The organism is Streptomyces sp. cmx-4-9, from assembly GCF_046548835.1.
Lineage (GTDB): Bacteria > Actinomycetota > Actinomycetes > Streptomycetales > Streptomycetaceae > Streptomyces.
This window is the reverse complement of record NZ_JAEBEE010000003.1, coordinates 489,542-514,161: the sequence shown is the minus strand read 5'-3', so window position 1 is coordinate 514,161 and position 24,620 is coordinate 489,542. Positions and strand designations below refer to the sequence as shown.

The window sequence follows — 24,620 nt, the reverse complement described above, 5'->3', positions numbered from 1 at the left end:
TGGCACGGCCGCGCCGCGATGTCAGCGGACAGTCGGAACGTTCGGTCGGTTCCGGCCAGGATTTGGCCAACTCCCTTCTCTGAGCGCCCTCATGTGGTGAGCAGCACCCCCGCGTAGGCCACCCCCGCCACCACCACCCAGGCCCCGAGTCCCAGGGCCGCGGCCCGCCCGCCGGTGCGGGCCAGCGTTGGCAGGTGCACCGCGCTGCCCAGGCCGAACAGGGCGGCCGCCAGCAGGGCCTCCTGGAGCGTGTGCGCCCCCTCCAGGGCCGCGTCGGGCAGCACTCCGGTGGCCCGGACGGCGGCCGCGCCCAGGAACCCGGCCACGAAGAGCGGTACGGGGGCCGGCCGCCGCCCCGCAGCGGTCCGCACCCCGCGCCGCCGCGCCCGTACGGCGAAGGCCACGGCGGCCACCAAGGGGGCCAGCAGGGCGACCCGCATCAGCTTGACCAGCACCGCCTCGCCCAGTGCCGCGGGACCTGCGGTCTGCGCGGTCGCCACCACCTGGCCGACGTCATGGACACTGGCGCCCACCCACCGTCCGTAGGCGAGGTCGGACAACCCCAATGGGGCCTGCAGGAGCGGGAGTACCGCTATCGCCAGGGTTCCGCACAGGGTCACCAGGGCCACGGAGGTGGCGATGTCCTCCTCGTCGCTGCCCGAGACCTCGCTCACCGCCCCGATCGCCGACGCCCCGCAGATCGCGTACCCGGTGGCGATCAGCAGGGGCTGGTCCCCTGGCAGCCCGAGCTTCCGGCCCAGCCACAGGGTCCCGTGGAAGGTGGCTGCGACCACCCCGGCCACCATGGCCACCGTGGCCCAGCCCAGCCGGAGTACCTGGTCCAGCCCCAGACCGAGGCCCAGCAGGACGATGCCGATCCGCATCAGCCGCCGTCCCGCCAGGGACAGGCCCGGGCGGGCCGCGCCGCGGACGAAGTTCCGCAGGCCCGGCAGGTGCGCCGCGACGATGCCGAGTACCACCGCGACCGTCAGTTGGGGCACGGCGGGCACGAAGCGGTGGGCACACCACGCCGCCAAGGCGCCCGCTCCGGCAAGGCCCAACCCGGGCCAGGGAGAGGTTGTTTCACGTGAAACACGTCCTGTTCCTGCCCGCGCCGCCCTCGGGACGGAGCGGTTCAGCAGGGCCATCAGCCGGCCGGGTGGGGGTAGATCCGCCGGACACTGCTGCCCAGCCGGACCACGTCGGCGCCATAGACGTGCAGGGATATCGCCTTCGTACGACAGGAGTTGCGGACCCTGTGGATGTCGCCGGGAGGCGCGAACCCGCAGACGTCGCCGGGGCGGTTGACGACCTCCTCGATCGCCACGAGGTGGGCGCCCTCCGCCGCTGTGGCCGGGACCAGCCGGTAACGGAGCTCGCTCTCCTCGCCCTCGTGCACCCCGGCCACACACCATGCGACGTGGTCGTGGATGGCGGTCTCCTGTCCGGGCAGCCACACCAGCGCCACCACCGAGAAGCTGCCGTCAGGCTCGCTGTGCAGGACGTGCTGCCGGTAGCGGTCCGCACACCCCTCCCGCTGCCCGGCGGTGAGCAGGTCCGGCGCCCCCAGATGGGGGGCCATCCGCTCACCGACGAGGTAGGCCGTCAGATCGGGGGGCAGCCCCCGGTCGACCACCGCGCGTATCTCCCGGACGAGGCCGGCCGTCCTCGTGGTGGTGCGGGCCGGTGTCGTGGTGGTCATACCGGCAGGGTCCTGCCGTCCCGCCATGGCGTCCAACGACAGTTCTGACCGGATTTCCCAAGCTCCGCTTATGGATGGGTCCGGCTCCGGTCAGCATCCGACGCGGTTTGCCGCCACCTGTCGGAGCATGTCGAGGACCACGGCCGTCGCCGGAATCCTCAGGTGGTCACGTCGGACGTAGGCGGAGATGTGGCGGCGGGCGGCGGGCTCCAGCGTCCGCCCGCAGACCCGGGTCAGCGAGAGGGAGGGCAGGACCAGGGCGGGCATCATCGCCACGCCCAGGCCCTGCGCGACCAGGCTCTGCACCACCAAGTTGTCGTCGGTGGCGAAACGGATGTCGGGGACGAAGCCCAGCCCGGCGCACTCGTGCAGCAGGTTGGCCCGGCAGCGCGGGCAGCCCGCGATCCACCGCTCCTCGGCCAGGTCGGCCAGGTGCACGGCACGTCGCCGCGCCAGCGCATGGCCGGTCGGCAGCAGCACCGTGAGCTGGTCCTCCAGCAGCCTGACCTCGACCACCTCGTCGGGGACCTCCTCGTGCAGCCCGGGGTAGGTGAAGGCGAGCGTGATGTCGCACTCCCCGCGTTCCAGCCTGCGCAGGGAGGCGGGCGGCTCTCCCTCCAGCAGCTCGACCTGCACGCCCGGATGCTCCGCGGCCAGGGCGCTCAGCGCCTCCGGGACGAGGGTGGCGTTGGCGCTGGGGAAACCGCACAGCCGGACCCGGCCGGTGCGCAGCCGGGCGTACGCCTTCAGCTGGGACTCGGCGGCGGAGAGGGTGCCGAGGATGGTCTCGGCGTGCCGGGCGAGGGACTCGCCGGCTTCGGTGAGCTGCATTCTGCGGCCGAGGCGGGTGAACAGCGGGGTGCCGGCGGCGCGTTCGAGCGCCTTCATCTGCTGGGTGATCGCGGGCTGGGTGTACCCCAGGAGGCGGGCTGCCGCCGAATAGGACCCGGAGGCGACCACGGCGTGGAACGTCCGTATGTGCCGGGAATCGAACACCACCGAAGCATAAGCGGACGTGGGGAGGGGCCGTAGGCGCAATCCCGCCTACGGCCCCTCCCGACGAGCCGGCCGCGCCGGCTGCCGTACGGCTACTTGTCGCCGACCCGCGAGCCGAGCGTGATGTCGACGGTGTTGGGCTTCCCGTCGCGCAGGTAGGTCAGCTTCACGGTGTCGCCGGGCTTGTACGTCCAGATCATGCTGATGAGGCTCGGGCCGCTGTCGACCGGCTTGCCGCCGAACTCCGTGATGATGTCGCCGGGCTTGAGGCCCGCCTTGCCCGCCGGGCCGCTGGGGTCGACCAGCTCGTTGGCGGCCGCGCCCTGCTCGGAGATCTTTGCGCCCTCGGACTTCGCCTGGAGGTCCACGGAGACCGAGATCACCGGGTAGACCGGCTTCCCGGTCTTGATCAGCGATTCGGCGACGTTCTTCGCCTGGTTGATCGGGATGGCGAAGCCTAGGCCGATCGAACCGGCCTGGCCGCCGCCGAAGCCGCCGTTGCCCGCCGACTGGATCGCGGAGTTGATCCCGATGACCGCTCCGCGCCCGTCGAGCAGCGGACCGCCGGAGTTGCCCGGGTTGATCGAGGCGTCGGTCTGCAGCGCGCTCATGTAGGAGTTCTTGCCGCCGCCGGAGCCGTCGCCGGAGGCGACCGGGCGGTTCTTGGCGCTGACGATGCCGGTGGTGACCGTGTTGGACAGTCCGAAGGGGGCGCCGATCGCAATCGTGGAGTCGCCGACGGCCACCTTCTCGGAGTCGCCCAGCGGCAGCGGCTTCAGCCCGGCCGGCGGGTTCTTCAGCTTGAGGACGGCGACGTCGTAGCCCTGGGCCCGGCCGACCACCTCGGCGTCGTACTTCTTGCCGTCGGAGAAGGTCGCGGTGAGCTTGCCGCCGTTGGCTGCGGAGGCCACCACGTGGTTGTTGGTGAGGATGTGGCCCTGCTGGTCGTAGACGAAGCCGGTGCCGGTGCCGCCCTCGCCGTCGCCCGCCGAGGCCTCGATGGTGACCACGCTGGGCAGGGCGCCTGCGGCCAGGCCTGCGATGGAGCCGGCGTCGCGCTTGAGCTCCTTGGGGGTGGCTGCGCTGATCGTGGTCGAGCCGCTGCCGCCGTCGTTGCGGTCGGCTGCCCAGTAGCCCACGCCGCCGCCGATGCCGCCCGCGAGCAGGGCCGCCACCAGTACGCCGGCGATGAGGCCGCCCCGGCCCTTCCGCTTCGGGGGAGGGGTGCCGTCCGCGGTCAGCGGGGCGCCCCAGGCGGCGCCGCCATGGCCGCCGCCCGCGCTGTACGCCGGGACCGCGGGCGGCGGGGGCGGCCAGCCCTCGGCGCCGTGCGCACCCGGGGCGGGGGTGTGCGGAGCCTGGGCCTGCCCATGGGACTCCTGCCCGGCCTGCGCGTAGGGCTCCTGCGGGAGATGTCCGTACGGCTCCTGCGGGGTCTGCGCATACGGCTCCCGCCCGGCCTGCGCAGGGCCCATGGCGGGCGCCGGCGGTACGGACGGGGCCGGCGGGAGCTGCTGGGTCTGCTCCGCCCCGGGCACGCCCGCCCGGTCGACGGGGGCCGCAGCGGCGGGCGCCGGAGCGGCCGTCCCGGGAGCAGCCGCCGGGGGCGCGTCGGCCTGGCGCGCGGCGCCCGCCGGGGCCTGCATCTCGGAGGCCGGAGCAGGGGGTGCTGACGGGGCCGCGGGGGGCGTGGGGGCCGCGGTGCCCTCGTTCTCGGTGCTCACAGCGCTCTCTCCTCATCACACACGCTTCAGAAAACTCTGACGATATCGGTCCGACTGGACGTTCGACGTGCCGCACAAGTTCCTGAGCAAAGCCTTTCCCATGACCCGTCAGAGCACTGTAAGCCGCACCTGTGTATCTCCCGTCATCCTTTATATCCGACATTTAGGACGCACCCACCCTGCTCACCCCGCCGTCCAGGACCCCGGCGGTGGCACCATGACCCGGTGACCCACGCAACCCTTCGCCCCATCCAGGTCGTCGCCCACCGCGGCGCCTCGGAGGATGCCCCCGAGCACACCCTGGCCGCCTACCGCAAAGCCATCGAGGACGGCGCGGACGCGCTGGAGTGCGATGTCCGGCTCACCGCCGACGGCCACCTGGTCCTGGTGCACGACCGCCGGGTGAACCGCACCTCGAACGGCCGCGGCGCCGTCTCCGCCCTGGAGCTGGCGGATCTCGCCGCCCTGGACTTCGGTTCCTGGAAGGACCGCGAGGAGTCCCCCGACTGGGACGCGGACCCGGACCGCACCTCGGTGCTCACCCTGGAACGGCTGCTGGAGCTGATCTCGGACGCGGGCCGCCCGGTGCAGCTGGCGATCGAGACGAAGCACCCGACCCGCTGGGCCGGACAGGTGGAGGATCGGCTCCTCTTCCTGCTCAAGCGCTTCGGCCTGGACGCCCCGCCGGCCGAGGGCCCCCACCCGGTCCGGGTCATGAGCTTCTCGGCGCGATCGCTCCAGCGGGTGCGGGTGTCCGCGCCGACGATCCCCGCCGTGTACCTGATGCAGTTCATCCCGCCCCGCATGCGGAGCGGCCGGCTCCCCGCCGGGGTAAAGATCGCCGGCCCCGGGATGCGCATCGTCCGCAACCATCCGGGGTTCATCCGCAAGCTCCAGGACGCCGGTCACTCCGTCCACGTATGGACCGTGAACGAACCGGAAGACGTTCAGCTGTGCGCTGATCTGGGTGTGGAAGCGATCATCACGAACAGACCCCGCCAGGTTCTGTCACAACTAGGGCGCTGACGTCCCTGTTTGCCCACCCGTCCCGCAGGGCCCGTCCGTCACGGGGTGTGCCCCGGCGCATCCACTCCGCGTTTGTTCGTCATGAATGCGTCAGAGGCCTCCGCCACGTCGGTTTCCGGTCCAGGCCATTGGGGCATTCAGACCATGCGTGGGGCTAAGGAGGTTCCGGGGGTGGCGTTGGTGGTGGCACAGGAAGTGCCCACGTCGTCGTGCATGGGCGTACGCCATGGTCCTGCGGGCGTAGGCGAGGCGAGACACCGGATGCGCGAGCAGTTGCGCATCAGCGGGGTGTCCGAAACGGTCGTGGACGATGCCGTTCTGATCCTTTCCGAACTGCTCAGCAATGCCTGCCGGCACGGCAGGCCACTGGGCGCGGGCGACATGGGGGACGGGGAGATACGCGCCGCGTGGCGCGTCGACAAGGCGGGGCGGCTGACGGTCGAGGTCACGGACGGCGGCGGACCCACCCGCCCGGTTCCGGCCACGCCCTCGGTCACCGCACGGGGCGGTCGCGGGCTGAACATCATCAGCGCGCTCGCCCAGGACTGGGGTGTCCGGGACGGAGCGGCGGGTGAGGTCACCGTGTGGGTGGTCGTTGCCTGCGGGGCCCGGCACGAGGATTTCGCTACGCGCGTCGCGCCCCCGGCGATCGACTTCAGCAGCGCCTTCGACGATCTGGACTGACCGTCCGGATCCGGATGCCCGACCGCCGCGGACCGCCGGCCGGGAGACCGGGAGACCGGACCGGATCCCCGAACGCAGCAGCGGCCATCCGACAGGCGGCCGTCCGGGAGCGCACGCCGACCGTGCTCCCGGCCGCACCCCACCCGGTTCCGGCGGTACGAACGGCTAGGCTCGCGCCCAGTAACGACGCCGTACCGCCGCAACCGGGAGACACCCACGATGGCCAAGAAGCGCCCCGCAGCGAAGACCGCAAAGCCGCAGCTCCACAACGGTGAGATCCCGGTGGTGGGCGCCCGCGAGCCCTGTCCCTGCGGATCCGGGCGCCGCTACAAGGCCTGCCACGGCGCAGCCGCCGCGCACGCCGTCACCGCACACGTGCAGCGTCCCTTCGAGGGCCTGCCGGGCGAGTGCGACTGGGTCGCGCTGCGCGAGCTCGTGCCCGCCGCCACCGTCCCGCTGACGCTCAAGGGCGGTCTGCCCGAGGGCGTTCCCTCCGTCACGCTGGTGACCGTCCTGCCCATGGCCTGGCCTGCGCTGCGCCGCGAGGACGGCTCCGTCCTGCTCGGCCTGCAGAACGACTCCTCCACCGGGGACCTCGGCCGGGACATGGCCGACACCCTGGAGCGCGCCCTCGTGGCGGAGCCCGGAACTCCCGTTCCGGCCCGCCGTGTTCCGGCCGAGGGTCCGCGACTTCAGGATCTCCTGGATCCCGACGGCGGTTTCGAGCCGGTTGTGCACACGGGCTTCGAATTCTGGATTCCGGAATCGGAGAGCGCGCAGACCGCCTCCCCGGAGATCGCCGCCTCCCTGGAGCGCGCCAACGCCGCGGCCATTCCCACGGTCAAGCTGTCCGGCGTCGACGCCGCCTACTGGTGCGAGACCCCGGACAAGAACCACCTGCGCTGGGTCATGCCGCACGCCGAGGAGAAGCTGCTCGACGCCCTCGCCCGGCTGCACGCGGCGGGCACGTCCTCGCTCGGCGAAGGGACCCGCCTGGTCGGTTCGTTCCGTGCGCACGGCCTGGTCGTCCCCGTCTGGGACCTGCCCACCGGGGTGGGCGCCGACGACGTGGAGAAGCCCGCGGCGGAGTTCGCCGAGCGGCTGGCCGGGGCCCTGGCCTCGGACGCGCCGCTGACGCCGGAGGAGCGCCGGGCCCGCGGCGGCCTCACCAACCGCCAGGTCACCCTCAGCTGACCTGCGCACGCGCGGGAACCGGTGACCGGAGTCACAACTCCCGCTAATCGTCTGCAAATCGGTGTCCGAATATCAGAGATCGAATTTGCGAACAGGCGATCTCTTGTTACGGTTCTTGTAGCCCGGTCGCTGGTGCATCCCCCGTCGCCAGCGACCGGGCCCTTGATTTTCCGGGGCGGTCAACGTCCACCCGGTGCCGGTGAGTTGCTCCCGGACCGCAGGAGCAGCGCCCCTTCATCATCCGGAACTGCAAATTCCGCAACCGCCGAGTAGTTGTCCGGCGCCCCCGCGGAAACCTCCCGCGGCGTCTCGCACAACCCGGGTTCGTCGCCCGCCCCGACCGCGCAGCGGATCTGCACCGTCCGGCCGGCCGGCCCCATCAGCGTCAGCACCGCTTCCAGCGGACGGCCGCTGGTGTTGCGGTAGTAGCTGCGGCCCCACGTCCGCCCCTCGCCCACCAGGACGCACGTCTGCGCCTCCACCCCGTGCGGCGAGGAGAGTTCGGGCCCGCAGGTGGCATCGGTACGGGGCTGCTCCGGCGGCCCGGGCTGGCGGTACGCGGGGTCCGGGCCGGCAGGCGGGGGCGATGCGGGCGCGCGGCGCGACGGGTCGGTCAGGCCCAGCGTCGACAGCAGGCCCCCGCCCTTCGCGTCGTCCTGACCGGCGGGATCCGGCCCCGCGATCGCTCCGGCCAGCGGAAGCGACAAGATGATCAGCACACCGGCACCGATACCGATCAGGCGGAGATTCATTCGCCGAAGATAGCGACGCGGGAATCGGGCGCGGAGATCCCCGCGCCCAATTCCCCGGGAAACCGGTCCGGCTGGCACCCGTACGAGTGATCCGTCCGCGCAGGGCGCCCCGGCTCGGTTGGCGAGCCGGCGGCAGGGCCCCCGGCTCAGTAGGCGAGCCGGCTCCCGCCGCCCGGTGCTCCGCTGCTCGCCTCGACCAGGGCGTCCACGACCGCCTCGACCTCCGGCAGCCAGACACCCCCCGGGGCCCCGCTGCCCGGGCACTGCCGGGGCACCCGCGGCTCGCGCTCCCAGCCCACCTGCCCGCCGCTGGACGCGGCGGAGGGCGGCAGCAGGACGTAGCCGCCCTCGCCGTGGAAGCGCAGCGAGGCGGGCACGTGGTCCTTGGCGTAGAGGAGTTCGCCGAGGCGTTCCAGCGAGTACGGCGCCACCAGCAGCGACCAGCGGGTGGGCGTGGCCAGGACCGGGCCCAGGCGCAGGCCCTGCGCATCGAGCCGTACGAGGGCCCGGGCCGCAGCCGCGGCCGGCAGGCTCACCGCGCACGGGGCGGTTCCTCCGGTGGCGAGCAGGAGGGGTGCGGTGGGCCGGTGGGTCCACCACCAGGCCACCATCCGCGGGTCGGTGGTCGCGGCGAGCAGCCCCGGGTCGAAGGGGTGCGCCCCGGGGACGACGCAGTCGGGATCGGGGCAGGCACAGCGCGCACCGTCCGTGCCGGACCGGCCGACGCCGGGCAGTACGGGCCAGTTCCACACGGTGGCGCAGGTCAGCGCCGCATCGAGGGGGGCAGGGGGGCGGTTCGTTCCGGAGCCGGGTCGCCGGGTCAGGGTTCGGGGCCGGGACCCCGATCGGGACAACAAGCGATCACGGAGCCGCTGGAGACGCCTTCCGAGGATCTCGCGCATGTGCGCTCGTTCCTTTCCGTTGAACGCCGAAGGGCCAGATCACACCATGTAACGGGTGACTCACTACACGTACACGTTCGCGCCGCTGTGCTCCTGAAGCAGGTTCACACGGTTCGTGCAGTTCTCTCGTCGGGTCCGTCAAACGTCCGGCGGGGGCGGAGCGCAACCCGCACGGGTACCGGGACGGGCTGCCGCCGATGAGGACGAAGGCCCGCGCCAGGCGGTTCCCGGCAGGGGCCCGGCGGCACCAACTGACCCCGGACACTGCCGACTACGTACCCGGACTGCCCTGAGCGCCCGCCCAGTCGACCGCAAAAACCGTCCGCCTCCCGCTTTTTCCGGCCAAGTTCTAGCCTTGGCTGGACAGTGAGTTGCCGTCTCACGGACACCAGGATTCCCACCTGGGCAATGCTGGACATGCATCCACGTGTGCGTGTAGATGTGGATTCCTTGATGGCGGCGCAGCACGGTCTGGGGGTTTGCGATGCTATTCGGCGAATCGCACCAGGTGGAAAGGCGGACGCCATGAGCGCCCCCCATCTGCCGAAAGTGGCTGGAATCGATCCAGTGGTTACCGCGTCACCGCACACTGCGGCGCCCGCACCCGTACGCACCACCCCCCAGCCGGCGCCTCCGCCGGCCGCCGGCAGCCTGATCCAGGACCGCCTCGCGGGCATGGTCTCGGACCTCACCACCCTCCACGAGCTCACCGAGCGGCTGGCCCGCGCCGACGACCTCGACTCCTCCCTCCACGAGTTCCTGCGCGCCGGGGCCGCCCTCGTCGGCGCCCGGCGCGGCCTGCTCGTCCTGGAGCCCTCCGACGGACTGGGGCCCACCAGCACGATCGGCTTCGGCCTCGGCCGCGCCGACCTCGGCCACATCGAGACCGTGCCGCGCAGCGCCACCTCCTACGGCCGCATCCTCGACGGACTGCCCGACGCCCACGGCGGCTCGGAGGTGCTTCCCGAACCCGGGGCGCCCGCCGGCACCGGCGGTTTCGCCGCCCCCGTCGACCCGCGCCACCGCGAGGTCGCCGCCCGCCTCGGCTACGCCGCCAGCTACGCCCTGCCGTTGACCGCCGCGGCGACCGGCCGGCTCGGTGCGGCCGTCTGGCTCTACGACGAGCAGGCCGAGCCCGGCGACCGCCAGCGCGACCTCGTCGGGCTCTACGTCCGGCACGCCGCCGAGCACCTGGCCCGGATGCTGGAGGTGGAGCGCTCCCGCTCCCGCCTGGCGATCCTCTCCGAGGAGCTGCTGCCCAGCAGGCTGCCCCGGATCCCGGGGGTCCAGCTCGCCGCCCGCCATCACACCGGGCCGCACGGCGGGGGCGACTGGTACGACGCCCTGCCGCTGCCCGAAGGCGCCCTCGGGCTGGCCGTGGGCTCGGTGACCGGGTCGGGGCCGAGCGCGGTCGCCGCGATGGGCCGGCTGCGGGCCTCGCTGCGCGCCTACGCCGTGATGGAGGGCGAGGACCCCGTCGCCGTCCTGTCGGACCTGGAGCTGCTGCTGCGGCTCACCGAACCCGCCCGCGCGGCCACGGCCCTCTTCGCGTTCTGCGAGCCGGCCCAGCGCAAGATCGTCCTGGCGGGCGCCGGGCACGCCCCGCCGCTGCTCATCGGCGAGCGCCGCACCGAGTACGTGGAGACCTCGCTGTCCGCGCCGCTCGGGATGCTCTCCTGCTGGGAGGCGCCGAGCGTGGAGATCGAGCCCGCTCCCGGAGAAACGGTGCTGCTGTACACGGACGGACTGCTGCACCGCACCGGTGACCCCATGGACCGGGCCTACGCCAGGCTGCACGCCGCGGCCGCCGGGGTACCCCGTACCGCCCGGGACGATCCGGCCGCCATCTGCGAGCACATCCTGCGGACGGTGCTGCCCGAGGGGGAACCGGCCGGCGCCATGGAGGACGTCGTCCTGCTCGCCGCCCGGTTTGAGTGAGCTGAGAGATTTGCCGCTGTTTGTGCAATGGCGCACAGGACCCTCCGGGCTCCTTCCGGTCGCACATACGATGGACGAGGTCCACACCCAGGTCCGTGTCTGTCGTAGCTGAGGAGAAGACGTGGCTGACGAGCTCACCCCGGAGACCCCGGAAGAAGAGCAGCCCAAGAAGACGCACAAGCAGCGCAAGAACGGTCTGTACCCGGGCGTCAGCGACGAACTCGCGGAGAGCATGCGCACGGGCTGGGCCGACACCGAACTGCGCGGGCTGGAGCCCATCGCCCAGGCGGCGCACACCGCCGCCCGCCGCAGCGCACTGTCCGCGCGTTTCCCCGGTGAGCGCCTCGTCGTCCCCGCGGGCCGGCTGAAGACCCGCTCGAACGACACCGAGTACCCCTTCCGCGCCTCGACCGAGTACGCGTACCTCACCGGCGACCAGACCGAGAACGGCGTGCTGGTCCTGGAGCCCTCCGGCGACAGCGGCCACACGGCCACGGTCTACCTGCTGCCCCGCTCCAACCGGGAGAACGGCGAGTTCTGGCTGTCCGGCCAGGGCGAGCTGTGGGTCGGCCGCCGGCACTCCCTCGCCGAGGCCGAGCAGCTCCTGGGCCTGCCCGCCAAGGACGTGCGCGAGCTCGCCGAGGCCCTCACCGAAGCCGAGGGCCCGATCCGGGTCGTGCGCGGCCACGACGCGCTGATCGAGTCCGCCCTCACCGACAAGGTGACCAAGGAGCGCGACGAGGAGCTGCGCGTCTACCTCTCCGAGGCCCGCGCCGTGAAGGACACCTTCGAGATCGGCGAGCTGCAGAAGGCCGTCGACTCCACCGTCCGCGGCTTCGAGGACGTCGTGAAGGTGCTCGACAAGGCCGAGGCCACGTCCGAGCGCTACATCGAGGGCACCTTCTTCCTGCGTGCGCGGGTCGAGGGCAACGACATCGGCTACGGCTCCATCTGCGCCGCCGGCCCGCACGCCTGCACCCTGCACTGGGTCCGCAACGACGGCGACGTCCGCTCCGGCGACCTGCTGCTGCTCGACGCGGGCGTGGAGACCCACTCCCTCTACACCGCCGACGTCACGCGCACGCTGCCGATCAACGGCAGGTACACCGACATCCAGCGGAAGATCTACGACGCGGTCTACGCCTCGCAGGAGGCGGGCATCGCGGCCGTCAAGCCGGGCGCCAAGTTCCGGGACTTCCACGACGCCTCCCAGCACGTGCTGGCCGAGAAGCTCGTCGAGTGGGGCCTGCTGGAGGGCCCGGTGGAGCGCGTCCTGGAACTCGGCCTGCAGCGCCGCTGGACCCTGCACGGCACCGGCCACATGCTCGGCATGGACGTCCACGACTGCGCCGCCGCGCGCACCGAGGCATACGTGGACGGCACGCTGGAGCCGGGCATGTGCCTCACGGTGGAGCCCGGTCTGTACTTCCAGGCCGACGACCTGACCGTGCCGGAGGAGTACCGCGGCATCGGCGTGCGGATCGAGGACGACATCCTCGTCACGGAGGACGGCAACCGGAACCTGTCGGCCGGCCTGCCCCGCACCTCGGACGAGGTCGAGGCCTGGATGGCGCGCCTCAAGGGCTGACGCCCCGCCTGTCACGACGAAGGGCGGGACCCCGACGGGTCCCGCCCTTCGCGCCGTCTACGACACCTTGAGCAGTGCGCCGTCACGCCACTTCAGCGTCTTGTCGAAGCTCAGCACCGCGCCCCCGCGGCCGGGCCGGTTGCGCAGGCGGACGTGGTCGGCCAGCTCGGCGATCAGGTGCAGCCCCCGGCCGTTCTCGGCAAGGCAGGGTCTGCGGCGGGCCACCGTCGCGGGCGGGAATCCCGGGCCCGAGTCGGTCACCTCGATGCGGCAGCGGTCCCCGTCGAGGTAGGCCGTGACGTCGTACGCCCCGGTCCCCTCCACGGCGCCGCCGCCCCCGCCGTGCTCCACCGCGTTGGCACACGCCTCGGTCAGGGCCACCGAGAGGTCGAAGGAGATGTCCGGGTCCACCCCCGCGGTCTCCATCGTCCCCAGCAGCAGTCGCCTGGCGAGCGGCACGCTCGCAGCGTCGCGCCTCAAGTGGAGAGACCACCAGATGCTCATACGGTTACCTATTGCCGCCCGAGGGTGACCGTAAGCGCCTGAGCGGCCCCCGACGTCCCCTCAACCCTCGTTCAGCCGATGCGGCTCTCCCGGGCGGCGGTGTATGCGGGCCGTCGTGCAGCGGAACTCCAGGCACCTTGCACGACCTGCCGTAGGCAGGGAGCAGGCGCAGTGCGATGATGGCCCGGCCATGACTGCCCCCCACACCCAGCACGCCGGAGCCGGCCTCCGGCTCGCCCGGACCGCGGTTTTCACCGCGGTCTGCGTCGTGCTGGCCGCGGTGGGGCACGCGCTGGCTTCCTGCGCCACCGTGCCCTGGTGGTCCCTCGGCCTCGGGTTCCTGGCCGTTTTCGCAGTCGCGGCGCCGTTCGCCGGGCGTGCCCGCACGCTCCCCGGCATCGCCGGCGCTCTCGCCGCCGGGCAGGTGGGCCTGCACACGCTCTTCGGCCTCGGCCAGCACGGCGCCGCGGCCGCCCAGGCCCCGGCCGGCTCCTCCGACACCTCGCTCGCGGCGCTCGCCGCGCAACTGGTGTGCGGGGGGAACTCCGTACCCCTGGATCCGGCCGACGCCCGGCGGATCGTGGAGGCCGCCGGCCTGGACCCGGCCGCCCTGGCCGCGCAGTCCCTGCACCAGGGCCAGGCCGCGCACGCCCACCTGGCACACGCGGCCGTCCCGGCGCCCGGGTCCGGCTTGCTCAGCCCGGCCATGCTGATCGGGCACCTGCTGGCAGCGCTGGCCGCGGGCTGGCTGCTCGGACGCGGCGACACCGCGCTGTCCCGGCTGGTCGAACTCTCCCGGCTGACCGGTGAAGCCGCCCCGGTCCGTGCGCTGCGGACCGCACTGGCCCTCGTACGCGCCTTCGGCGGCGGGCTGCCCGCCGCGCCCGGCCGGGACCCGCGGGCCCCGCGGACCGCGGCCGACCCCCCTGCCGCCACCGGCCGGGAGACGCTCCAGCACGCGGTGATCAGGCGCGGGCCGCCCACGGCCTTCGTTCTCGCAGCCTGACGCGGCGCCCCTGCCCGGACATCCACCGGGAGCCCGGTGCCGCGAACTCCGCGCGCGCCCGTGCGCGGAGCACCGTCACCCCTGCTTCCGTGGAGTGTTCCTGCCATGACGACGACCTCTCGCGTCTCCTTCGCCGCCGCCGCCCTCGCCGCCGGCTCCGTCCTCCTCCTCTCCGGCACCGCCTTCGCCCACGTCAGCGTGCAGCCCGTCGGGGAGGCCACCCAGGGCGGGTACGCGACCATCAACTTCAAGGTCCCCAACGAGCGCGACAACGCCTCGACGACCCAGCTCGAGGTCAACTTCCCGATCGACCAGCCGCTCACCTCGGTCATGCCGCAGGACATCCCGGGCTGGACCGTGAACGTGGAGAAGACCAAGCTCGACAAGCCGCTCACCGTGCACGGCAAGCAGATCAACGAGGCCGTCACCAAGGTGACCTGGTCCGGCGGCAAGATCGAGTCCGGCAAGTTCCAGCAGTTCCCGCTCTCCGTCGGCAAGCTGCCCGAGAACGCCGACCGGATGGTCATCAAGGCCGTCCAGACCTACGACAACGGCGAGGTCGTCCGCTGGATCGAAGAGGGCAAGGAGGGCGCGGCGGAGCCGCAGAACCCGGCGCCGGTGCTGAAGCTGACGGCCGCCAAGGGCGACGACCACCACGCCACCGGTGCCAAGGCCGACGACAAGAACACCGGCGACAAGAGCGGCGACGAGGCGAAGGACGGCCACGACGAGGCCTCCGCCGCCCACTCCTCCGACACCACCGCCCGCGTCCTGGGCGTCGCGGGCATCGTCGTCGGACTGGGCGGGGTGGCCTTCGGGGTCGCCTCGCGCCGCCGCACCTCCTGACCCGCGTGCCCTCGCGGGCACCGTCGGTCCACCGCTCCTCCCATCCCCGATCCCAGGGACCTCTTCATGCGCACCACACGTGTGACGGTCGCCGCCCTCGTGGCGGCGGCCGCACTCGCCCTCTCCGCCTGCGGCGGCGAGCCCGCCAAGACCGATGCGGTCCAGCAGATCTCCGGCGGCCAGAACGGCACCAAGGCCGCGACCGTCCTGGACCGCCCCTTCAGCAAGCCGGACCTGGTCCTCACGGACACCGCCGGCAAGCCGTGGAACCTGCGCGAGCAGACCAAGGGCAAGCCGACGCTCATCTACTTCGGCTACACCAACTGCCCCGACGTGTGCCCGCTGACGATGAGCAACATCGCCATCGCCAAGAAGGCACTCCCGAAGGCCGACCAGGACAACCTCCGGGTCGTCTTCGTCACCACCGACCCCGAACGGGACACCCCGGAGTCCCTCGGCGCGTGGCTGAACGCCCAGGACCCGGCCTTCACCGGCCTGACCGGGGACTTCGCCACCATCCAGGCCGCCGCACACACCCTCGGCATCGGCATCGAGGCCGCCAAGAAGGAGGCCGACGGCAGCGTCGTCTCCATGCACGGCGCCCAGGTCATCGCGTTCTCGCCCAAGACCGACGAGGGCTACGTCCTCTACGGCGAGGCCGCGACCGTCGACGACTACACCAAGGACCTGCCGAAGCTCATCAAGGGAGAGAACCCGTGACCGCCCGCACCACCCGTACCCGCACCACCCGTACGCTCGCCGCCGGTCTCTCCCTGGCAGCAGCGCTCGTCATATCCGGCTGCTCCTCCTCCGACTCGGACGCGGGCTCCGGTTCCGCCGGGGATGCAGCGGCCGCGCCGAAGCTGGCGGTGAGCGGTGCCTTCATGCCCGAGCCCGTCAACGACAAGATGGCCGGCGCCTTCATGGTCATCAAGAACGACTCCGAGACCGCCGACAAGCTCACCGGCGTGACGTCCCCGCTCTCCGACGATCTCCAGATCCACGAGACCAAGGACCAGAAGATGCAGCAGGTCCCCTCCATGGACGTGCCGGCGAACGGCGAGCTGAAGCTGGAGCGCGGCGGCAACCACGTCATGTTCATGGGGCTCAAGAGCACCCCGAAGGTCGGCGACAAGGTCACCGTCGAGCTGCGTTTCGAGAAGGCCGGCCCCGTCAAGGTCGAGCTCGACGTGAAGGAACGGACGTACACCGCGCAGCACTCCAACGCCCACTGACGGACCGAGGGACTGACACGCCATGACGGCCACCGCCTCCGCCCCCTCCGCGGCCCGCGTCCGCGCCACGGCACTGCTGCCGCGGCTCGCGCTGGTCCTCGCAACCTTGCTGGCAACCCTGTTCACCGCGGCCTCCCCGGCCACGGCGCACGCCGCACTCACCGCGAGCGACCCCCAGGACGGGGCGGTGGTCGCCACGGCCCCCTCCCAGGTCACCCTCTCCTTCTCCGAGCAGGTCGCCATGGACGGCGACTCCATCCGCGTCCTGGACCCGCAGGGCCGGCGGGTCGACACCGGCGAACTGCGCGACATGTGCAGCGGGAACGTCATCCGGTACGGCACCGCCCTGCACTCCGGCCTCCCGGGCGGCACCTACACCGTCGCCTGGCAGGCCGTTTCGGCCGACAGCCATCCGATCTCCGGGGCCTTCACCTTCTCCATCGGCGCCCCCTCCGCCACCAGCGTCACCCTGCCCACCCGTCAGGCGGGCGGCGGCCCGGTCGGCATCGCGTACGGGGTCGCCCGCTACGCCGCCTACGCGGGATTCAGCGTGCTCGTCGGCGGCTGCGCGTTCATCCTGCTCTGCTGGCGCCGGGGTGCTGCGCAGCGCCCGCTCCAGAAGCTCGTCGTGCGCGCCTGGGTCACCCTGACCGCCGCCACCCTCACCATGCTGGTGCTGCGCACGCCGTACACGGGCTCCGGGAAGTTCGCCGACGCCTTCGACCTGAACGGGCTGAGGGCTGTCCTGGAGACCAAGACCGGCGCCTCCCTCGTCTCCCGGCTGTTGCTGCTGGGCGCCGCCGCCCTCTTCATCGCCGTGCTGTTCGGCGTCTACGCGCGGCGCCTGCAGGCTTCCGCCGCAGCCCCGCAGGACAAGGGGAGCGGGAAGGGCGAGGGCGCCGGAGCCGACGCGGGGGACACGGACACCAGCGACCTGACCTTCGGTCTGGCCATCGGCGGCACGGTCGTCTCGGCGGGCATCGCCGCCACCTGGGCCCTGTCCGAGCATGCGTCCACCGGCATCCAGTCGGCCGTCGCCATGCCCGTCGACATCCTGCACCTGCTGGCGGTGGCCGCCTGGCTGGGCGGTCTCGCCACGCTGCTGGTCGCCCTGCACTCGGCGCCCGGTATGGAGCGCGAGGCCGTACGGCGGTTCTCGACCGTCGCCTTCGTCAGCGTCGTGGTGCTCGCCGTCACCGGCGTCTACCAGGCCTGGCGCCAGCTCGGCAGCTGGTCCGCCCTCACCGGTACCGACTACGGGCGGCTGCTGGTCCTCAAGGTCGGACTCGTCGCCGTCCTGCTCGGTGTCGCCTGGTTGTCGCGGAAGTGGACCGGTCGGCTCGCCGTCTCCGCCGATACGGCGAAGCCGGTCAAGGTGGTCGCGCCGCGCGATGTTTCACGTGAAACAGAGCCCGTCACCGTCCCGGCGGACCCCCGGCGCGCAGCCCAGCTGGCCCGTCAGCGCGCCGCCCGTGAACGGGCGCAGGAGAAGCGGGTGCGCGACTCCGACCCGGACCGCACCGGCCTGCGCCGCTCAGTGCTGGCCGAGGCGGGTATCGCCGTGGTCCTGCTCGCCGTCACCACGGTCCTCACCAGCACCGAGCCCGGCCGGGCCGTGGAGCAGGAGGCGAGCCGGGGATCCACGGCCGCAGCCGTGCCCGACCGGGCCATCAAGGTCACCCTGCCCTTCGACACCGGCGGCCGGAACGGAAAGGGCGAGGTGCGGCTCGAACTCGATCCCGGCCGGGTCGGCGCCAACACCCTCCACCTCTGGGCCGAGGCTCCGGACGGCAAGCCCCTCGACCTGCCCGAGATCAAGGTGGCCTTCACCCTCCCCGCCAAGGACATCGGCCCGCTGCCGCTCATTCCCGACCGGGCCGGCCCAGGGCACTGGAGCTCCTCGGGGGTCCAGCTGCCGCTCGCCGGCGAGTGGCGGATCGACGTGACCGTCCGCAGCTCGGACATCGACCAGACGACCGTGCAGAAGACCGTGAAGATCGGCTGATCAGCGTGACCGACAGCAAGACCGACATCGAGATCTCCCGCCGCCGCCTGCTGGGTACGGTCGGCGCCGCGGGCGCCACCGGGCTCGTGCTCGGCGGCGCCGGCGGGGCCCTCGCCCACTCCGCACTCGGAAGCTCCGAGGCCGACTCCCCGGGCGGCTCCGGCGGGAGTGCCTCGGCCCTCGGAGCCACCCAGGTCGCCTTCCAGGGCGACCACCAGGCCGGCATCACCACGCCCCTGCAGGCCAAGGGTCACCTCGTCGCCTTCGACCTCGCCGCCGGAGCGGGCCGTACGGAGGCGGCCGCCCTGCTGCGGCGCTGGTCCGAGACGGCGCGCCGACTCATGGCGGGTGAGGCCGCCCCCCACGGGGACACCGGGATCGCACTCGACGCCGGGCCGTCCTCCCTCACCGTCACGTTCGGCTTCGGGCACTCCTTCTTCGACCGCACGGGACTTGCCGCCCGCCGTCCCCCGGCCCTCGACCCCCTCCCGGTCTTCTCCGCCGACCGGATCGACGACCGCCGCAGCAACGGCGACCTGTGGGTGCAGATCGGCGCGGACGACGGGCTGGTGGCCTTCCACGCGCTACGGGCACTGCAGAAGGACGCCGGTGAAGCGGCGCGGGTGCGCTGGCAGATGAACGGCTTCAACCGGTCCCCCGGCGCCACGGCCTCCCCGATGACCGCACGCAACCTCATGGGCCAGGTCGACGGCACCGGCAACCCGAAGCCCTCGGAGCCCGACTTCGACCGGCGGATCTTCGTTCCCGCCGCGGGTCCCGGCCCTGCGGAGCACTCCTGGATGGGCGGGGGATCGTACGCGGTCGTCCGGCGCATCCGGATGCTCCTCGACGACTGGGACCGGCAGTCCCTCACCCAGCAGGAACAGGTGATCGGACGCAGCAAGGCCACCGGCGCCCCGCTGACCGGCGGCAGCGAGACCACGGAGCTCGCCCTGGACAAACTCGGCCCCGACGGCAAGCCCGTCATCCCGTCCAATGCGCACGCCCGGATCTCGGCGCCCGAGCAGAACGGCGGAGCCGCCATGCTGCGCCGCCCCTTCTCCTTCCACGACGGCATCGGGCCGGACGGAGCTCCCGACGCCGGGCTCCTCTTCATCTGCTGGCAGGCCGATCCGCTGCGCGGCTTCGTCCCCGTCCAGCGCAAGCTCGACCGCGGGGACGCCCTGTCGGCGTTCATCCGTCACGAGTCGAGCGGCCTGTACGCCGTCCCGCCGGGCCCGCGCTCCGGCGAGTACGTGGGGCAGCGGCTGCTCGAAGGGTGAACAGCACCCCGTCGGCGGGTGCCCCGGCATTAGGCTGATCACATGTCGGCCACCCGTTACACGTATCTCGGACCCCAGGGCACTTTCACCGAAGCCGCCCTGCGCACGCTGCCGGAAGCCGCGACCCGGGAACTCGTCCCGATGGTGTCGGTCCCGGCCGCACTGGACGCCGTGCGCAACGGGGAGGCTGCTGCCGCCCTGGTCCCGATCGAGAACTCGGTGGAGGGCGGGGTCACCGCCACCCTCGACGAACTCGCCTCCGGCGAACCGCTGATGATCTACCGCGAGGTGCTCCTTCCGATCGCCTTCGCCCTGCTGGTGCGCCCGGGCACGGCCCTGTCCGACGTCAAGACGGTCACCGGGCACCCGGTGGCCCAGCCCCAGGTGCGCAACTGGCTGCGGGCGAATCTGCCCGACGCGGTGTGGGAATCGGCCGCCTCGAACGCCGACGGCGCCCGGCAGGTCCAGGAAGGCCGATTCGACGCCGCCTTCGCTGGTGAGTTCGCCGCCGCCACCTACGGGCTCGTCCCGCTGATCACCGAGATCCACGACGCGGAGAACGCGGAGACCCGGTTCGTCCTGGTGGGACGTCCCGCCCGGCCCTCCGCCCCGACCGGTGCGGACAAGACCTCCGTGGTGCTGTGGCTGCGCGCCGACCGCCCGGGTGCGCTGCTGGAGCTGCTTCAGGAGTTCGCCGTGCGGGGGGTCAACCTGATGCTGATCCAGTCCCGGCCGACCGGTGAGGGGATCGGCAACTACTGCTTCGCCGTCGATGCCGAGGGGCACGTCTCCGACCGCCGGGTCGGTGAAGCCCTGATGGGCCTCAAGCGGACCTGCCCGGAGGTCCGCTTCCTCGGGTCCTATCCGCGGGCCGGTGTCGCTCAGGGTGATCTGCCAAACCTCCCTGCGGGGACCTCCGACGGCGCGTTCACGGCGGCATCGGACTGGCTGACACGCTGCCTCGACGGCCGGGCCTAGGGCTTCGTCCACTGTCCACAGAGTTATCCACAGGTAGAGCCAAGTCCTGGGGACAAGTCGACACTGTGGCGCGACAAGGTCGACAAATCGGTCGGGAGCCCAGGTTTCGCGCTGGGGAGCGGTAGGTGAACGCCGTCACCCGTACATCGCCGATCAACCCTTTGGAGCGAGTCATTCCCACCCGAATGAGTGTGTGGGGGTGGTTTGAACCCGCATTCCCTCAGCGCACGAGCGGATCAGGAATGATCTCTTTCCGTGTCCACAGAGGCGGCGCACAGCCTGTGGATAAGCTGCCGGCGAACGGAATTCCTGTGGACAAGAACCGCTTCCGCCCCTGTTCAGGGACCGCCCGGCAACTCCCACTGTGCCCCATTTCGGCGAATGGCGCCGCTTTTATTGACCGTGGGAGAACGGCCAGTTCCCGTCAGACAGCAAGACTTATCCATTAGCCGCAATCGGGACATACTGACACGCAGCGTGATATCGATGTGATCCCCCGAAGCCCAGCCCGGTAGCCTGGAGGGCGTGATTGACCTCCGGCTGCTCCGTGAAGACCCCGACCGTGTCCGCGCCTCGCAGCGCGCCCGTGGAGAGGACGTCGAACTCGTCGACGCACTGCTCTCCGCCGACGAGCGCCGCAGGTCCTCCGGCATGCGCTTCGACGAACTGCGCAACGAGCAGAAGTCGCTCGGCAAGCTCATCCCCAAGGCCTCTCCGGAGGAGCGGGCCGAGCTGCTGAAGAAGGCCGACCAGCTCAAGCAGGACGTCAAGGCGGCCGAGGCCGAGCAGAACGAGGCCGACGAGGCCGCCAAGCAGCTCCTGCTCAAGCTCGGGAACATCGTCCACGAGGACGTCCCGGTCGGCGGCGAGGAGGACTTCACCGTCCTGGAGACGCACGGCACCATCCGCGACTTCGCCGCCGAGGGCTTCGAGCCCAAGGACCACCTGGAGCTGGGCGAGTCGCTCGGCGCCATCGACGTCGAGCGCGGCGCGAAGGTCTCGGGCTCGCGCTTCTACTACCTCACCGGCGTGGGCGCCCTGCTGGAGCTGGCCCTGGTGAACGCGGCCATCGCCCAGGCCACCGAGGCCGGGTTCATCCCGATGCTCACCCCCGCCCTGGTCCGCCCGCGGGCCATGGAGGGCACCGGCTTCCTCGGCCAGGCCGCGGAGAACGTGTACCACCTGGAGAAGGACGACTTCTACCTGGTCGGCACCTCCGAGGTCCCGCTCGCGGCGTACCACATGGACGAGATCATCGACGCCGACAAGCTGCCGCTGCGGTACGCCGGCTTCTCCCCGTGCTTCCGCCGCGAGGCCGGTACCTACGGCAAGGACACCCGGGGCATCTTCCGCGTCCACCAGTTCGACAAGGTCGAGATGTTCTCGTACGTCGCGCCGGAGGACGCCGAGGCCGAGCACCAGCGCCTCCTGGAGTGGGAGAAGCAGTGGCTGACCAGCCTGGAGCTGCCGTTCCAGGTGATCGACGTCGCCACCGGTGACCTCGGGGCCTCCGCCTCGCGCAAGTTCGACTGCGAGGCGTGGATCCCGACCCAGGGCAAGTACCGCGAGCTGACCTCGGCGTCGAACTGCAACGGCTACCAGGCACGCCGTCTGTCGATCCGCTACCGCGACGGCAAGAAGACGCAGCCGCTGTCCACCCTGAACGGCACCCTCTGCGCGGTCCCGCGCACGATCGTGGCCATTCTGGAGAACCACCAGCAGGCCGACGGCACGGTCCGGGTGCCCCAGGCGCTCCGCCCCTACCTTGGCGGTCGCGAATTCCTGGAGCCGATCGCCAAGTGAGTCCGGCTCCCTTCCCGTACAAGCTCGTCGCGACCGATCTCGACGGCACGCTGCTGCGTGGCGACGGCACCGTGTCGGAACGCACCCGCGAGGCGCTGACCGCCGCCACCGTGGCGGGCGCCGCGCACATCATCGTCACCGGCCGGTCCGTGCCCTGGACGCGGCATGTGCTGGACGACCTCGGCTACCAGGGCATCGCCGTATGCGGGCAGGGTGCGCAGGTGTACGACGCGGGTGCGCACCGGCTGCTGACCTCGGTGACCCTGGACCGGCAGCTCGCCGGTCTGGCGCTGTCCAAGATCGAGGCCGAGATCGGTCCGCTGGCCGTGGCCGCCAGCCGGGACGGGCTGGACGGCGAGGTGCTGATAGGGCCCGGCTACCGGACGCAGGAGGGGCTGCCGGCCGTGTACCTGGATGACCTTGCGGCGGTGTGGACGGCTCCGCTCAACAAGCTGTACATCCAGCACCCCGGACTGGACGACGACGCGCTGGTCACGGCGGCCCGGCAGACCGCGGGCGGCCTGGTCGACATCGTGATGGCCGGGGCCGGCATCGTCGAGATCCTGCCGCTGGGGCTGACCAAGGCCACCGGCCTGTCGCTCGCGGCGCGCCGGCTGGGGGTGAAGGCAGCGGAGACGATCGCCTTCGGGGACATGCCCAACGACATCCCGATGTTCGGATGGGCGGCGCACGGGGTGGCGATGGCCAATGCCCATGCCGAGCTCAAGGCGGTGTCCGACGAGGTGACCACCTCCCATGAGGAGGATGGCATCGCCGTGGTGCTGGAACGCTTGCTGGGCGCCGCCTGACGGCTCCGTCCGGGAACGGGGAAGGTCCGGATCAGCCCGCGCCGCAAGGCGCGCTCGAATTGGCTGCTCCGGACCTTTTTTGTTGCTCCCCGCACCCTTCACTCTGCCCGCGCTGCACGTCTCGTACCAGCGAATTTCCGCGGATCGTCGGGGCATCCGGTGGAAGGTTTCACGTGAAACGAGACGTTGTTTCACGTGAAACCCGATGGCGGGTGAGCGGCCAGGAGAGCAGGCCGACCGAGAGGGCGATGGCGTGGCCCAGGTCGGTGAACGTGCCGCCGGCGGTGAGTGGGACCCCGAAGAAGACGATCACCCCGGCGAGGTAGAACCACCGCCAGGGGCCGGGTATCCGGTAGGTCAGGACCCCGGCGGCTGCCGCGAGTCCGTAGCTGACCCCGATGTCCACCACGTGGGTCATGCTGCGCGGAGCGCGGTGGTCCTGGATGGCCGTCAGAAGGACCTTCTGACTGACGAGGGTGGCGACGACGTGGGCGGTCACGATGATCACGATCCAGCGCAGGGTGCCGAGCCACCGCTCGACGGGGGCGTGGAAGACCTCGAACATGACCGCATAGAAGGCCAGCGAGGCGGGGTTCTCGATCCAGAAGGCGCTGCTGAGGAGCGCGCGGACCGGATGCTGGACGAGCTCGTGGATATTGCTGCTGTTGCGGTGGAGCAGGACGTGCTCGACCCGGTCCGGGGCGATCACGACGATGACGCTGGTGATGGCGATGATCAGCAGCCAGACGTGCGTACCGGGCGAGGAGCGTATCCAGGACCGCAACGGCCTGGACGGCTCCGGCTCGGGGTGCTCGGTCATGCCCCGATGATGCCGCGCAGAGCTGTGCCCCGCCCGGCCGGTGGGCCGGGCGGGGCACGGGCCTCGCAGGGATGCGCCGGGATGCGGCGGCGGTCCTACTCCTCACCCGCCAGGGTGAGGCGTCGCAGGCGCTGGCCCGCGTAGAGGGTGGCGCCCACGGTGACCGCGCAGAGCAGGGCCGCGGCGGTGGGCAGGGCCACGGTGGCGTCCACGTACCCCTCACCCGCGATCTTCTCGGCGAGGGAGAGGGCCCACTGCTGGACGCTGAGGGTCTTGGCACCGGAGACCAGGCTGCCGAAGAGCGACTCCCAGATCAGGGCGTAGACCAGGCCGAAGACGACGGCGTGGCGGCTGACGGTGCCCAGGAGCAGGAAGAGCGCGCTGTAGGCGATCGAGGCGACCAGCGCGGCGACGGTGTAGGCGACGGCGATCTGCTGGCCGTTGCCGTTGAGGATGAAGCCGGCGATCAACGTGGGGATCGCGGAGAAGGCCATGGTGACGGCGATCGCCACGATCAGCTTGGTCATGATGATCGTCGGCCGCTTCACCGGCTTGGAGAGCAGGTAGACGATCGAGCCGTCGTCGATCTCCGGGCCGATGGCTCCGGTACCGGCGATGACACCGATCAGCGGGACCATCGTGGCGAGGGCGAAGCCCCCGAGGAGGTCGGCCGCGACCTTGTCGTCCACGCCGGTGAAGGCGCGGACGGCGAAGGCGATGACGATCAGCAGGGCCGGCAGCGCGAAGAGGATCAGCGCGCGGCGGCGGCCGAGCAGGGCCCGGTAGGTGAGCCGGGCAACGGTGGGGTTGTACATCGGGTGCCAG

22 protein-coding genes and 1 pseudogene are annotated in these 24,620 nt (G+C 71.8%); 14 read left to right on the top strand and 9 right to left on the bottom strand.

The features are described 5' to 3' along the window. Positions 1-89 precede the first annotated feature (89 nt). The 4 genes from ACLJTM_RS13245 to ACLJTM_RS13230 all read right to left on the bottom strand — a co-directional run bounded on the left by ACLJTM_RS13245 (position 90) and on the right by ACLJTM_RS13230 (position 4,422). Entirely contained in the window at positions 90-1,148 is a 1,059-nt protein-coding gene (locus tag ACLJTM_RS13245) for a YeiH family protein (protein WP_411103710.1), read from the bottom strand. Beyond that, the gene (locus ACLJTM_RS13240) at positions 1,148-1,702 is read right to left on the bottom strand and encodes a cysteine dioxygenase (protein ID WP_411103709.1); all 555 of its coding nucleotides are present in this window, start codon (positions 1,700-1,702) and stop codon (positions 1,148-1,150) included. Before ACLJTM_RS13240 ends, ACLJTM_RS13245 begins: the two co-directional genes overlap by 1 nt. A gap of 90 nt (positions 1,703-1,792) precedes the next feature. Then, positions 1,793-2,698 carry a LysR substrate-binding domain-containing protein gene (locus tag ACLJTM_RS13235; RefSeq protein WP_411103708.1) on the bottom strand — a complete coding sequence of 302 codons (906 nt, stop codon included), beginning with the start codon at positions 2,696-2,698 and terminating at the stop codon, positions 1,793-1,795. A 92-nt stretch (positions 2,699-2,790) separates the two neighbouring features. Further along, positions 2,791-4,422 (bottom strand): S1C family serine protease, encoded by a 1,632-nt coding sequence (locus tag ACLJTM_RS13230; RefSeq protein ID WP_411103707.1) that lies wholly within the window; start codon positions 4,420-4,422, stop codon positions 2,791-2,793. Between the two features lie 225 nt (positions 4,423-4,647). Here ACLJTM_RS13230 and ACLJTM_RS13225 point away from each other — a divergent pair, with 225 nt between their 5' ends. The 3 genes and pseudogenes from ACLJTM_RS13225 (at position 4,648) to ACLJTM_RS13215 (ending at position 7,326) form a co-directional block, all read left to right on the top strand. Next, positions 4,648-5,448: a glycerophosphodiester phosphodiesterase gene (locus ACLJTM_RS13225; RefSeq protein ID WP_411103706.1), complete on the top strand. Its 801-nt coding sequence runs from the start codon at positions 4,648-4,650 to the stop codon at positions 5,446-5,448. An 85-nt stretch (positions 5,449-5,533) separates the two neighbouring features. Continuing rightward, positions 5,534-6,132, top strand: a pseudogene (locus ACLJTM_RS13220) (ATP-binding protein). 219 nt (positions 6,133-6,351) lie between these two features. After that, on the top strand, positions 6,352-7,326 hold the full coding sequence (locus ACLJTM_RS13215; protein WP_411103705.1) for a DUF5926 family protein: 975 nt from the start codon (positions 6,352-6,354) through the stop codon (positions 7,324-7,326). A 179-nt stretch (positions 7,327-7,505) separates the two neighbouring features. Here ACLJTM_RS13215 and ACLJTM_RS13210 read toward each other — a convergent pair whose 3' ends face one another. After that, on the bottom strand, positions 7,506-8,078 hold the full coding sequence (locus tag ACLJTM_RS13210; RefSeq protein ID WP_411103704.1) for a hypothetical protein: 573 nt from the start codon (positions 8,076-8,078) through the stop codon (positions 7,506-7,508). 146 nt (positions 8,079-8,224) lie between these two features. Continuing rightward, positions 8,225-8,980 (bottom strand): bifunctional DNA primase/polymerase, encoded by a 756-nt coding sequence (locus ACLJTM_RS13205; RefSeq protein WP_411103703.1) that lies wholly within the window; start codon positions 8,978-8,980, stop codon positions 8,225-8,227. Positions 8,981-9,388: 408 nt separating this feature from the next. Between ACLJTM_RS13205 and ACLJTM_RS13200 the strand changes: the two genes are divergently transcribed. Together ACLJTM_RS13200 and ACLJTM_RS13195 are read left to right on the top strand one after the other, a co-directional pair. Further along, the gene (locus ACLJTM_RS13200) at positions 9,389-10,918 is read left to right on the top strand and encodes a PP2C family protein-serine/threonine phosphatase (RefSeq protein WP_411103702.1); all 1,530 of its coding nucleotides are present in this window, start codon (positions 9,389-9,391) and stop codon (positions 10,916-10,918) included. A gap of 121 nt (positions 10,919-11,039) precedes the next feature. Further along, a complete protein-coding gene (locus ACLJTM_RS13195) occupies positions 11,040-12,506 on the top strand; it encodes an aminopeptidase P family protein (protein ID WP_411103701.1) in 1,467 nt (488 codons plus the stop codon). Between the two features lie 57 nt (positions 12,507-12,563). On the opposite strand, the gene ACLJTM_RS13190 is transcribed toward ACLJTM_RS13195, so the two are convergent. Next, positions 12,564-13,010, bottom strand: coding sequence for an ATP-binding protein (locus ACLJTM_RS13190; protein ID WP_411103700.1), 447 nt, complete (start codon positions 13,008-13,010; stop codon positions 12,564-12,566). A gap of 190 nt (positions 13,011-13,200) precedes the next feature. On the opposite strand from ACLJTM_RS13190, the gene ACLJTM_RS13185 reads away from it, so the two are divergent. The 9 genes from ACLJTM_RS13185 (at position 13,201) to ACLJTM_RS13145 (ending at position 22,975) form a co-directional block, all read left to right on the top strand. Next, on the top strand, positions 13,201-14,016 hold the full coding sequence (locus ACLJTM_RS13185; protein ID WP_411103699.1) for a hypothetical protein: 816 nt from the start codon (positions 13,201-13,203) through the stop codon (positions 14,014-14,016). A 105-nt stretch (positions 14,017-14,121) separates the two neighbouring features. After that, the gene (locus ACLJTM_RS13180; protein WP_411103698.1) at positions 14,122-14,862 is read left to right on the top strand and encodes a YcnI family protein; all 741 of its coding nucleotides are present in this window, start codon (positions 14,122-14,124) and stop codon (positions 14,860-14,862) included. Positions 14,863-14,928: 66 nt separating this feature from the next. After that, positions 14,929-15,582, top strand: a complete 654-nt coding sequence (locus ACLJTM_RS13175) for an SCO family protein (protein ID WP_411103697.1) — start codon at positions 14,929-14,931, stop codon at positions 15,580-15,582. Further along, positions 15,579-16,097 carry a copper chaperone PCu(A)C gene (locus ACLJTM_RS13170; protein ID WP_411103696.1) on the top strand — a complete coding sequence of 173 codons (519 nt, stop codon included), beginning with the start codon at positions 15,579-15,581 and terminating at the stop codon, positions 16,095-16,097. Before ACLJTM_RS13175 ends, ACLJTM_RS13170 begins: the two co-directional genes overlap by 4 nt. 22 nt (positions 16,098-16,119) lie before the next feature. Continuing rightward, entirely contained in the window at positions 16,120-18,102 is a 1,983-nt protein-coding gene (locus ACLJTM_RS13165; RefSeq protein WP_411103695.1) for a copper resistance CopC/CopD family protein, read from the top strand. Between the two features lie 5 nt (positions 18,103-18,107). After that, the gene (gene efeB, locus ACLJTM_RS13160) at positions 18,108-19,385 is read left to right on the top strand and encodes an iron uptake transporter deferrochelatase/peroxidase subunit (RefSeq protein ID WP_411103694.1); all 1,278 of its coding nucleotides are present in this window, start codon (positions 18,108-18,110) and stop codon (positions 19,383-19,385) included. Between the two features lie 42 nt (positions 19,386-19,427). Next, on the top strand, positions 19,428-20,363 hold the full coding sequence (gene pheA / locus ACLJTM_RS13155; RefSeq protein ID WP_411103693.1) for a prephenate dehydratase: 936 nt from the start codon (positions 19,428-19,430) through the stop codon (positions 20,361-20,363). 525 nt (positions 20,364-20,888) lie between these two features. Next, a complete protein-coding gene (serS, locus tag ACLJTM_RS13150; protein WP_411103692.1) occupies positions 20,889-22,166 on the top strand; it encodes a serine--tRNA ligase in 1,278 nt (425 codons plus the stop codon). Beyond that, the gene (locus ACLJTM_RS13145) at positions 22,163-22,975 is read left to right on the top strand and encodes an HAD family hydrolase (protein ID WP_411103691.1); all 813 of its coding nucleotides are present in this window, start codon (positions 22,163-22,165) and stop codon (positions 22,973-22,975) included. The genes serS and ACLJTM_RS13145 overlap by 4 nt, the downstream gene beginning before the upstream one ends. A 169-nt stretch (positions 22,976-23,144) precedes the next feature. Here ACLJTM_RS13145 and ACLJTM_RS13140 read toward each other — a convergent pair whose 3' ends face one another. Both ACLJTM_RS13140 and ACLJTM_RS13135 read right to left on the bottom strand, forming a co-directional pair. After that, on the bottom strand, positions 23,145-23,795 hold the full coding sequence (locus tag ACLJTM_RS13140; RefSeq protein WP_411103690.1) for a rhomboid-like protein: 651 nt from the start codon (positions 23,793-23,795) through the stop codon (positions 23,145-23,147). Between the two features lie 95 nt (positions 23,796-23,890). Beyond that, positions 23,891-24,610: an ABC transporter permease gene (locus ACLJTM_RS13135; RefSeq protein WP_411103689.1), complete on the bottom strand. Its 720-nt coding sequence runs from the start codon at positions 24,608-24,610 to the stop codon at positions 23,891-23,893. Positions 24,611-24,620: the final 10 nt, after the last annotated feature.

What these genes read in the sequence shown, in the direction of transcription:
- ACLJTM_RS13165 (WP_411103695.1), top strand. Translation starts at nt 16,120, where the DNA reads ATGACGGCCACCGCCTCCGCCCCCTCCGCGGCCCGCGTCCGCGCCACG.
- ACLJTM_RS13140 (WP_411103690.1), bottom strand. Translation starts at nt 23,795, where the DNA reads ATGACCGAGCACCCCGAGCCGGAGCCGTCCAGGCCGTTGCGGTCCTGG.
- ACLJTM_RS13190 (WP_411103700.1), bottom strand. Translation starts at nt 13,010, where the DNA reads ATGAGCATCTGGTGGTCTCTCCACTTGAGGCGCGACGCTGCGAGCGTG.
- ACLJTM_RS13200 (WP_411103702.1), top strand. Translation starts at nt 9,389, where the DNA reads ATGCTGGACATGCATCCACGTGTGCGTGTAGATGTGGATTCCTTGATG.
- ACLJTM_RS13175 (WP_411103697.1), top strand. Translation starts at nt 14,929, where the DNA reads ATGCGCACCACACGTGTGACGGTCGCCGCCCTCGTGGCGGCGGCCGCA.
- ACLJTM_RS13245 (WP_411103710.1), bottom strand. Translation starts at nt 1,148, where the DNA reads ATGGCCCTGCTGAACCGCTCCGTCCCGAGGGCGGCGCGGGCAGGAACA.
- pheA (WP_411103693.1), top strand. Translation starts at nt 19,428, where the DNA reads ATGTCGGCCACCCGTTACACGTATCTCGGACCCCAGGGCACTTTCACC.
- ACLJTM_RS13205 (WP_411103703.1), bottom strand. Translation starts at nt 8,980, where the DNA reads ATGCGCGAGATCCTCGGAAGGCGTCTCCAGCGGCTCCGTGATCGCTTG.
- ACLJTM_RS13180 (WP_411103698.1), top strand. Translation starts at nt 14,122, where the DNA reads ATGACGACGACCTCTCGCGTCTCCTTCGCCGCCGCCGCCCTCGCCGCC.
- ACLJTM_RS13215 (WP_411103705.1), top strand. Translation starts at nt 6,352, where the DNA reads ATGGCCAAGAAGCGCCCCGCAGCGAAGACCGCAAAGCCGCAGCTCCAC.
- ACLJTM_RS13240 (WP_411103709.1), bottom strand. Translation starts at nt 1,702, where the DNA reads ATGACCACCACGACACCGGCCCGCACCACCACGAGGACGGCCGGCCTC.
- ACLJTM_RS13210 (WP_411103704.1), bottom strand. Translation starts at nt 8,078, where the DNA reads ATGAATCTCCGCCTGATCGGTATCGGTGCCGGTGTGCTGATCATCTTG.
- ACLJTM_RS13185 (WP_411103699.1), top strand. Translation starts at nt 13,201, where the DNA reads ATGACTGCCCCCCACACCCAGCACGCCGGAGCCGGCCTCCGGCTCGCC.
- ACLJTM_RS13135 (WP_411103689.1), bottom strand. Translation starts at nt 24,610, where the DNA reads ATGTACAACCCCACCGTTGCCCGGCTCACCTACCGGGCCCTGCTCGGC.